The sequence below is a fragment of the Quadrisphaera sp. INWT6 genome (assembly GCF_015390235.1).
Classification (GTDB): Bacteria; Actinomycetota; Actinomycetes; order Actinomycetales; family Quadrisphaeraceae; genus Quadrisphaera.
Window position 1 is genome coordinate 336803 of the sequence record NZ_VUOH01000005.1, and the last position, 9687, is coordinate 346489.

Sequence of the window (9687 nt, forward strand, 5' to 3'; positions counted from 1 at the left end):
CCGGTCACCCCGACCTCCTCGCGGCCAGCCGCGCGAGGGCCACCGTCGCCAGGAACCCGACGAGGGTGCCCACGAGCACCAGGTCGAGCAGGGCGGGAGCGCCCAGCCTCAGCGCCAGCAGCGCCAGGGCGGCCAGGAGCACCACGAAGCCGAGGTCGACGGCGAGCACGCGGTCGGCGTCCGTGGGCCCGACCACCACGCGGACGGTCGCGACCACGGCCGCGAGGGCGAGCACCACGAGGGCGGCGTCGAGGATCACGGCGCCCCCCGCCACGCGGCGAGCAGGAGGCCCTCGAGGCGCTGCAGGTCGCGGCGCTGGGCGTCGAGGTCCGGGGCGTCCATGGCGTGGACCACCAGCTCCGCGCGCTGACCGCCGTCCTCGGCGGTGCCGGTGCGCTCGACCTCGAGCACGGCGGTGACGGGCGTGAGGCCCACCAGCGCCACGAAGGTGGCCACCTCGGCGTCGGTGCGCGAGCGCAGGGGCACCCGCAGCACCGCGGGTCGGACCCCGCTGCCGGGGGTGAGGACCTCCCTGACCACCTGGGCGTTGGCCACCACGAACTCCTTGGCGTAGACGGCCGCGAACACCGCGGCGTGGCGCAGCCGGCTCACGAGCGGACCCCGGCCACCAGCTGGGCGGCCGCCGCCTCGCTGGCGGTGAGCAGCGGCTCGGCCCACACCCCCAGCACCAGCGCGCACGCCGCCAGGGCGAGCGCCGGCACGAGCACGGCGCGCGGGACGCTCCCGGTGCCCGCCGCACCACCACGGGCTCCGCCACCACCACCGCCACCACCACCACCGCCACCGGCCTCCGGGCGGGCACCGGCGAAGACGCCGTTCCACAGCTTGAGCATCGAGACGAGGGTGACGAGGCTGACCGCGACGACGGCGGTGAGGACCCACCAGCTGCCCGCACCGGCCGCGGCGGTGGCGAGCTGCAGCTTGGCCACGAACCCGCTGGTGGGCGGCACCCCCACCAGCCCCAGCGCCGCGACGGCGAAGGCCACGGCCAGCAGCGGCTCGGCGCGCCCGAGGCCGCCGAGGCGGCTCAGGGCTTCGGTGCCCTCGCGGACCTCCACGGCCGCGGAGACGGCGAGCAGCGCCGCCTTCACCACGGCGTACTGGACCAGGAAGAAGAGGGCGGCGGCGTACCCCGCAGCCGTGGCCAGCCCCACCCCGACGAGCAGGTACCCGATCTGGCTGACCATGTGGTTGGTCAGCACGGCCCGCACCGAGCCCTCACCCACGGCGGAGAGCACCCCGACGACCATCGTGAGGACGGCGACCGCGAGCAGCGCCCACGCCACCCGCGCGTCGCCCTCGAAGACCACGGCCCAGACCCGCAGCAGGGCGAGGACGCCCACCTTGGTGAGCAGCCCGGAGAACAGGACGGCGACGGCGGGCCCCACCACCCCGTAGGAGCCCGGCAGCCACGAGTGCAGCGGCACAGCCGCCGACTTCACGGCCAGCGCCACCAGGACCACCCCGACGGCCACGGCCGCGGCGGGGTCGGAGGCCGCCGCCCCGCGCAGCTCGGTCAGCGAGACGGTGCCCGTGGTGCCGTAGACGAGGCCCACCCCGGCCAGGAAGACCGTCGAGGCCAGCAGGTTGACCGTGACGTACAGCCGTCCGCCGGCGGGTCCGCGGCGCCCCAGGGCCACGAGCACGTAGCTGGGCACGAGCATGACCTCGACGAACACGAAGAGGTTGAACAGGTCGGTGGTCAGCAGCGCCCCGGAGACACCGGCCGACATCACCAGGACCAAGGGCGCCAGCAGCGGCTCGTGGTCCTCCCGGGTGCCGGCGGCCACCACCAGGCTCGCTGCGGTGAGTGCGCTGGTGAGCAGGACGCCGAGGCAGGCCGTCGCGTCGGCGGCCAGGACGACCGCGATGCCCGCCGGCCAGCCGCCGGCGGCGGCCTGGGCGGTCCGCCCGTCGAGCGTCGCCGCGAGCAGCACCGCGGCGGCGGCCACCACGAGCAGCGGCACGGCCACCCCGGTGGCGCGGTCGAGGGCGTCAGCACCCGGGCGGCGCCGGCGCAGCAGCAGCAGCGCCGCCGCCACGAGGGGCAGGACGACGGGGACGAGCACGAGCGCGCTCACGCCGGGCCCTCCGCGTCGTCGTCCTCGTCGAGCACCTGGCCCTGCCGGAGCAGGCCCAGCAGGTGCACGGTGACGGCGAAGGCGATGACGACCGCGGTCAGCACGAACGCCTGCGGCAGGGGGTCGGCCACCGGCCCCTCGCCCTGCTGGCCGGGCAGCGCGAACCCGCGCCGGTCGGTGCCGCCGGCGGTGAGCACCAGGAGGTTCACACCGTGGCCCAGCAGGACGAAGCCGACGACCACCCGCAGCAGGCCGCGCCGCAGCACGAGCCAGGTGCCGGTGGCCACGAGGAGCGCCACCACGACCGCCGTCGTCACGCGGACACCTCCGCTCGCCCGGGTCCGGGGTCGCCGCTCGGGTCGGCGGCGGATACCCGCCCGAAGCCGCGCACGCACGCGGCGACCAGGGAGACCACGAGGGCGTAGACCCCGAGGTCGAAGAGCAGCGCCGAGCTGACGCCGAGGGCGTACAGCCCCGGCACGGCGAAGGGCTCCATCAGGGCTCCTCCCCAGACCAGCGGCAGCAGGCCGGTGCCGACGGCCACGAGCGCGCCGGACCCGGCGAGCAGCACCGGGTCGGTGAGGCGCTCCAGGCGCCCGCTGCCCCCGGTGCCGGCGAGGTGCACGAGCACCACGCCCGCACCGGCGACCAGCGCGCCGATGAAGCCGCCGCCGGGCTGGTCGTGGCCGCGCCACAGCAGGACGGCGGAGGCGAGGACCGCGAGCGGTGCGAGCACGCGGCTGGCCACCTGCAGGACGACGTCGGGGCGCTCGCGGGCCTCGTGGCCGGGCGTCGTGCTGCCCCGGGTGAGCACGCCCAGCCCGAGGGCCACCACGCCGACCAGCACCGACTCCAGCAGGGTGTCGACGCCGCGGAAGTCGACGAGCACGGTGTTGACCACGTTGGTGCCGCCGGTGAGCTCCTCGGCGTTGTCGAGCAGGTAGGCGCCGGTGGGTGAGAGCTCCCGGCGCCCGGTGAGCGCCCAGGTGCCGAGGCCGGCAGCCGTCCCGGCGCCCGCCGCGAGCAGCGCCGCGGGCACGGCCCCCCGGCCGGTCGGCCCGACGACGGCGGGGAGGCGGAGGCGGCCTCCGCGCAGGACCAGCACGAGCACCACCGCGGTGAGCACCTCGACGAGCAGCAGGGTCAGGGCGACGTCGGCGGCGCCCACGAGGACCATCCGCACCGCCACCACCAGGCCGACCAGGCCGACGAGCGCCACGAGCACCAGCGCCGAGGAGGTCACGGCGGCGCAGACCAGGGTCACTGCCAGCACGACGAGCAGGACGGGCTCGCCGGGCACGGCCGTCGCGGTCCGCTCGGGCAGCGCACCGCCCAGCACGACCGCGCCCACGACACCGAGCACGGCCACCACCGCCAGCGGCCGGGCCAGGTGGGTCGCGAGCGGGCGGGCGCGGGTGTCGGCGCCGACGCGCCCGCCGAGGGCCAGCAGACCGCGGTGGCCGACGTCGAAGGCCCCGCCCGCGTCGGGCAGCCGGAGGCGCACCAGCACGCCGTCGACCCGGTCGCGCTGCCAGAACAGCAGCGACCCCAGCGCGACGGTGACCCCCGAGAGCACCACCTCGGTGGACAGCCCGTGCCAGAAGTAGATCCGCGGCGGCACCGAGCCGGGCAGCGCGGCGCTGGTGGCGGCGTCGACCAGGGGGTCGAAGAGCGAGACCGCCGGGCCCAGCAGCAGGCCGGCGGCCGCGGCCACGGCGGCGGGGGCCAGGAAGCTCTTCGCCGGCTCGTAGAGCTCGGGGTGGTCGGGGCCGCCGAAGGCCCCCCACACGATCCGCATCGAGTACGCGAACGTCAGGGCGGACGCCGTCACCGCGCAGGCCGCGGCGGCCGGGGCCACCCACGCGGGCCCGGGGGCGGAGACGAACCCCTGGTAGAGGTACTCCTTGCTGACGAAGCCCAGCGCCGGGGGCACCCCCGCCATCGACAGGGCCGCCAGGGCCGTGGCCGCCGCGGTCCACGGCATCGCCCGCCGCAGGCCCGACAGGTCGCGGATGTCGCGGCTGCCGGTCTCCGTGTCGATGATCCCGACGAGCATGAACAGCGTCGCCTTGAACAGGGCGTGCGCCATCGTGTGCAGCAGGGCGGCGCCGAGGGCGGTGGGCGTGCCGACGCCGATGGCGGCCACGAGCAGACCCAGCTGGCTGACGGTGGAGTGGGCGAGGATGCCCTTGAGGTCGTGCTCGCGCAGCGCCATCACGGCCCCCACCAGCGCCGTCGCCATCCCGACGGCCACCAGGGCCACCTGCCACGGCGTCTGCTCGGCGAACAGCGCGGAGATGCGGACCAGCAGGTAGATGCCGGCCTTCACCATCGTCGCGGCGTGGAGGTAGGCGCTGACGGGCGTCATCGCGACCATCGCGCCCGGCAGCCAGAACTGCAGCGGCAGCTGCGCGGACTTGCTCATCGCCGCCAGCAGCACGCACGCGGCGACGGGCCACGCCAGCGGCGAGGACAGCACGACGTCGGGCTCGGCCAGCAGCACCGAGATGCGGGTGGTACCGCCCGCCAGGGCGAGCAGGACGACGGCGACCAGCAGCGCGAGGCCCCCGGCGATGGTGATGACCAGCGCCCGGCGCGCCGGGGCCTCGGCCCGCGCCCCCGCCGTCGACAGCAGGGCGAAGGAGCACAGGGTGGTGAGCTCCCAGAACAGGTAGAGCAGCACGAGGTCGTCGGCGAGGACCAGGCCGACCATCGCCGCGGCGAAGACCGTCAGCAGCGGCAGCACCGGGCCCCGCGCGGAGGCGTCGGAGAGGTAGCGGGCGCAGTACGCCATCACCAGGGCGCCCACCACGAGCGCGACCAGCGCGAAGACGAGGGAGAGCCCGTCGAGGCGCAGCGCGGCCTCGACCCCGAGCGAGGGCAGCCACGGGGCGGACGCCTCCACCGCGGCCTGCGCGCCCGGGCGACCCCCGCGGAGCACCTGCGGGGCGAGGGAGACCAGGAGCCCGGCGGCCACCAGGAACCCCGCCGACAGCACGTACCCGGTGGACCGGCCGAGCCGGCGCGCGAGCATCGGCGCGCTCGCGGCCAGCGCCGCGAGCAGCAGGAGCGCCGCCACCATGGTCATCCGTGCGGACGCTAGCGGCGCTCCGCCGGGCCCGCCCGGTGGAGCGGCACCGGTCACCTGGCAGGCTTGACCGTCCTCGCGCCGGGTGCGCGGGGGTGTCGATCGGGTGACCGACCGGGTGGCGGACGACGGAGGGGTGGTCCGGTGAGCGGGCTGGAGCGCGAGACCGCGGCGGAGCAGGGGCGCGTCGACGAGCGCTACGCCCGGCTCGACCTGCTGCGCACCTCGACCGAGCAGCGCCTGAGGGACGTGCGCGCCGCCGGCTCGGCGGGGACCCCTGCCGCCCGCATGGAGCGCGACGCCTTCGCCACCCTCTACGAGGACCGGCTCTCCCAGCTGCGCGCCGTCGAGGACCGCCTGGTCTTCGGGCGGCTCGACCTGGACGACGGCGACGTCCGCTACGTGGGTCGCATCGGCCTCTCCGACACCGACCAGGAGCAGCTGCTCACCGACTGGCGGGCCCCCGCGGCCGAGCCCTTCTACCGCGCGACCTCCGCCGACCCCCTGGGCGTGGTCCGCCGCCGGCACGTCACGCTCACCGGCCGCCGGGTCACCGCCCTAGAGGACGACGTCGTCGCCGACGGGGCGGCGCTGCCCGAGGGGATGGTCGTCGCCGGCGGCGGTGCCCTCATGGCCGCGGTCACAGCGGCCCGCACCGGCCGGATGAAGGACGTCGTCGCGACGCTGCAGGCGGAGCAGGACGCCGTGGTCCGCGCTCCCCTGCCCGGCGTGCTGGTGGTGCAGGGAGGCCCCGGCACGGGCAAGACGGCGGTGGCGCTGCACCGCGCCGCGTACCTGCTCTACGCCCACCGCGAGCGCATCGCCCGCTCGGGGGTGCTCATCATCGGTCCGAACCGGGCGTTCCTGCGGTACATCGACCAGGTGCTGCCGGCGCTCGGCGAGACCGGCGTGGTGATGGCGAGCGTCGGCGAGCTCTTCCCGGGGGTGGTCGCCACGGCGAGCGACCCCGACGACGTCGCCGCCCTCAAGGGCAGCGCGCGGATGGTCGACCTGCTGACCGCCGCCGTCCGCCAGCGCCAGCGGGTGCCCGCGCAGCCGGTGCGCCTGGAGGTCGGCCACCACCACGTGCAGCTGCGCCCGCGGGTGGTCCGATCGGCGCTGGACGCCGCCCGCGACACGAGGCAGCCGCACAACGCGGCGCGCACCACCTTCGTGCGCAAGGTGATGAACGACCTGGTCCGCCAGCTGGGCACCGCCCACGGCACCCGCGGCGACGACCTCGACGCCGACACCCGCCAGTCCCTCGACGCCGAGCTGCGCGAGTCGCCCGACGTCCGCCGCGAGGTCAACCTCTGCTGGATGCCGCTGACCCCGGCCGGGGTGCTGCGCGACCTGTGGTCCAAGCCGCGCCTGCTCGCCGCGGCCGGCGCCGCGGCGGGGTTCTCCGCGGCGGAGCTGCGCCTGCTCGCCCGCGACCGGACCGCGCCGCTGACCACGGCCGACGTCCCCCTGCTCGACGAGCTGGCCGAGCTGCTGGGTGACGACCCCGACGCCGGCCGCGCCGAGGAGCGCCGGGCCGCCCGCGACCGCGACCAGCTGCTCTCCCAGGCGCGCGGGGTGCTGGAGTCCGGCCTGGTCGACGAGGGCGGCAGCGCCGTCCTGTCCGCCGACGTGCTCGCCGACCGGTGGGCGCTCGACGGCGGCGGTGGCAGCGTGGCCGACCGCGCCTCCAGCGACCGCACCTGGACCTACGGGCACGTGGTGGTCGACGAGGCCCAGGAGCTCTCGGCGATGGCCTGGCGCGTGCTGACCCGGCGCTGCCCCTCGCGGTCGATGACGGTGGTCGGAGACCTGGCGCAGACCTCGAGCGCCGCGGGCGCCCGGAACTGGGCGCAGGCCCTCGCGCCCGTGCTGGGCACCGGCACCCGCTCGCGCGGCGGGGTCGACCTCTCCCGCGACTTCACCCTGGCGCGGCTGACGGTCAACTACCGCACCCCGCGGCAGGTCATGGACGTGGCGAGCGCGGTGCTCGCGGCGCACGGCTCCCCCGAGGAGGCGCCCAGCTCGATCCGCGACGCCGAGGTGCCGCCGTCGGCGGTGACCGCCCCCGGCCCTGCGGGCTCGCCCGCGTGGACGGACGCCGTGGTCGACGCCGTGCGCGAGCAGGTGGCGGTGCTCGACGAGGGCCGCCTGGTGGTCGTGGCGCCCGACGCCTCGGTGGAGGGCCTGCGCGCGGCGCTGGTGGGTGCCCTCGGCGCGGAGCGCGTGCGCGCCGTCACCGACTCCTCCGACGCCGCGGTCACGGTCTCGGGGGTCTACGGGGTCAAGGGCCTCGAGTTCGACGCGGTGGTGCTCGTGGAGCCCCGCGCGGTGCTGGAGGCCTCGCCCCGGGGCGCCGGCGACCTCTACGTGGCGCTCACGCGCCCCACGCAGCGGCTGCTGGTGGTGGCCTCGCAGCCGCTGCCCGCGGGCATGGAGCCGCTGGCCGGCTGACCGGCGCCGGGCTCAGCTGCCGGCGGGCAGGTGGGTCGGCAGGCCGCAGCGCTCGAACAGGCCGCGGTCGGCGTCGAGGAAGAAGACCAGGTCAGCGACCTTGCCGTCGCGCTCCGCCAGGACCACCAGGGCCCACGGGGTGTGCCCGGCGTCCGGGTCCGGGGTCGGGGCGCCGTGGTCGGCGCGGCGGTACTGCGCCAGCGCGCGCTGCCCGTTGAGGCGCACCGGCAGCAGCCGGGAGCCCTCGCAGTCGCGCCCCGGTCCGCGCAGCCACGCCGCGACGTCGGCCGGGCCCCGCAGCCACAGCGCGTACGGCGGCATCGACATCGTCGCCTCGGCGTGCAGCAGCGCGACCAGCGCGTCGACGTCGTACCGCTCGAAGGCCTCGGTGTAGCGGGCGAGCAGCGCGGCGTGGGAGTCGTCGAGGGGCTGCAGCGCCGCCTCGCGGGCGTCGCGGGCGGCCAGGGTGGCGCGCGCCCGCTGGAGCAGGCTGTTCACCGACGGCACGGACGTCTCGAGGAGGGACGCGACCTCGTCGGCGTGCCAGTGCAGCACCTCGCGGAGCACCAGCACGGCGCGCTGGCGGGGCGGGAGCAGCTGCAGGGCGGCCACGAGGGCCAGGCGCACCGACTCGCGGTCGGCGGCGACGTCGGCCGGGTCGGCGGCGGGCGCCGTGCCGAGCACCAGGGCGTCGGGGGCGGGCTCGACCCAGGCGGCGCTCTCCAGCGCCGGACCGAGGGAGGACACCACCGGCGGTGACGGCGCCGGCGACATGTCGACCGGCAGGGCGCGGCGCCTGCGGCCGTCGAGGCTGTCGAAGCAGACCCGGGTGGCGATCCGGTAGAGCCAGCCGCGCTGGGCAGCCGGGTCGCGCAGGGACCCGGCGTGGCGCCAGGCGCGGACCATCGCGTCCTGCACGGCGTCCTCGGCGTCGGCCAGCGAGCCGAGCATCCGGTAGCAGTAGCCGGTGAGCTCGCGGCGGTACTCCTCGAGCTGCAGCTCCACACCGCCGACGGCTCCGTCGACAGCCCCCTCCAGCGCGGTCATGGCGGCACTCTGGCAGATGCCTGTGACACCGGTCAGCCGCCGTCCGGGCCCCTCCGGTCGCGAGCCGCCGAACCGCGACGGCGGAGCCGCGGGTCAGAACGACCTCGGATCTGACCCCGGACTCCGCCGTCGTCGTCCTCGGTCGCCCGAGCGGCACCGGTGGGTGGTTCCGCACCACTCCCGGACTGGCGCAGGGTGGCCCCGCACCAGTGGGTCTGGCGCAGGGCCACCCCGCGCCACCGGGGGTGGGCCGGGGTCAGCGGACCAGGTAGCGCCCCGGGCGGTGGTTCATCGCGAGCACGACGTTCACGACGACGACGCCGAGCAGCGACGCGGCCGCCAGGCGCGGGCCCACGACGAAGAGCGCACCGACCATGACGACGGCGTCGAAGGCCATCTGCACGTGCCCCGCCCGCCACCCGAACCGCTCCTGCAGGTGGAAGGCGAGGATGCCGAACCCGCCCGCGCTCGCCCGGTGGCGGAAGAGCACGAGGAACCCGATGCCCAGGCTGAGGCCGGCGAAGGCCGTGGCCAGCCACAGGGGCATCGACACCCGCACCACCTGCGGCAGCAGCTCGGCGAGCACGGAGGTCAGCGTCACGCAGGCCAGGGTCCGCAGGGTGAAGCCCCAGCCCAGCCGGCGCACCGCCAGCCCGTAGAAGGGCAGGTTGATGAGGAAGAACGCGACCCCCAGCGGGACCGGGCCGAGCGCGGCCACCAGGAAGGCCACGCCCGCCAGCCCCCCGGAGACCGCGTCGGCCTGCTGGAGCAGCAGGAGCGCCCACGCCAGCAGGAACGAGCCGACGAGCAGGGCGGCGGCGTCCTCCGCGGCGCTGTGCGGCGGCGCCGCGGGCGGGACCGCGGTCGGTGCTGCGGGAGGGGCGGAGCTCACGGCGGGCACGGTAGGCCCTCGACGGCCGCAGCGGCGGTGGCCTGGGCCATCACGTCACCCGAGAGGTACACGACCACCGGGCCGGGAGGCCCGGGAGCCCTTAG

General features: G+C 76.8%; 8 protein-coding genes. 1 reads left to right on the plus strand and 7 read right to left on the minus strand.

Annotated elements, in window-relative coordinates; genetic code table 11:
• Positions 1-4: 4 nt before the first annotated feature.
• Genes F1641_RS23450 through mbhE form a run of 5 tightly spaced genes read right to left on the minus strand, consistent with a single transcriptional unit; the run spans position 5 to position 5190 of the window.
• Positions 5-274, minus strand: a complete 270-nt coding sequence (locus F1641_RS23450; RefSeq protein WP_206691329.1) for a monovalent cation/H+ antiporter complex subunit F — start codon at positions 272-274, stop codon at positions 5-7.
• On the minus strand, positions 256-612 hold the full coding sequence (locus F1641_RS16525; protein WP_194907381.1) for a Na+/H+ antiporter subunit E: 357 nt from the start codon (positions 610-612) through the stop codon (positions 256-258). The genes F1641_RS23450 and F1641_RS16525 overlap by 19 nt, the downstream gene beginning before the upstream one ends.
• On the minus strand, positions 609-2102 hold the full coding sequence (locus tag F1641_RS16530; protein ID WP_194907382.1) for a proton-conducting transporter membrane subunit: 1494 nt from the start codon (positions 2100-2102) through the stop codon (positions 609-611). Before F1641_RS16530 ends, F1641_RS16525 begins: the two co-directional genes overlap by 4 nt.
• Complete coding sequence (locus F1641_RS16535) at positions 2099-2419, minus strand: NADH-quinone oxidoreductase subunit K (protein WP_194907383.1); 321 nt, start codon at positions 2417-2419, stop codon at positions 2099-2101. The genes F1641_RS16530 and F1641_RS16535 overlap by 4 nt, the downstream gene beginning before the upstream one ends.
• On the minus strand, positions 2416-5190 hold the full coding sequence (gene mbhE, locus F1641_RS16540; protein ID WP_194907384.1) for a hydrogen gas-evolving membrane-bound hydrogenase subunit E: 2775 nt from the start codon (positions 5188-5190) through the stop codon (positions 2416-2418). Before mbhE ends, F1641_RS16535 begins: the two co-directional genes overlap by 4 nt.
• A gap of 144 nt (positions 5191-5334) precedes the next feature.
• On the opposite strand from mbhE, the gene F1641_RS16545 reads away from it, so the two are divergent.
• Positions 5335-7644 carry an AAA family ATPase gene (locus F1641_RS16545; protein ID WP_194907386.1) on the plus strand — a complete coding sequence of 770 codons (2310 nt, stop codon included), beginning with the start codon at positions 5335-5337 and terminating at the stop codon, positions 7642-7644.
• Between the two features lie 12 nt (positions 7645-7656).
• Here F1641_RS16545 and F1641_RS16550 read toward each other — a convergent pair whose 3' ends face one another.
• Both F1641_RS16550 and F1641_RS16555 read right to left on the minus strand, forming a co-directional pair.
• On the minus strand, positions 7657-8691 hold the full coding sequence (locus F1641_RS16550; protein WP_194907388.1) for an RNA polymerase subunit sigma-70: 1035 nt from the start codon (positions 8689-8691) through the stop codon (positions 7657-7659).
• Positions 8692-8947: 256 nt separating this feature from the next.
• A complete protein-coding gene (locus F1641_RS16555; protein WP_194907390.1) occupies positions 8948-9583 on the minus strand; it encodes a YitT family protein in 636 nt (211 codons plus the stop codon).
• Between the last annotated feature and the right edge of the window lie 104 nt (positions 9584-9687).

Coding starts and splice junctions, on each gene's coding strand:
- mbhE (WP_194907384.1), bottom strand. CDS start 5,190: ATGACCATGGTGGCGGCGCTCCTGCTGCTCGCGGCGCTGGCCGCGAGC.
- F1641_RS16550 (WP_194907388.1), bottom strand. CDS start 8,691: ATGACCGCGCTGGAGGGGGCTGTCGACGGAGCCGTCGGCGGTGTGGAG.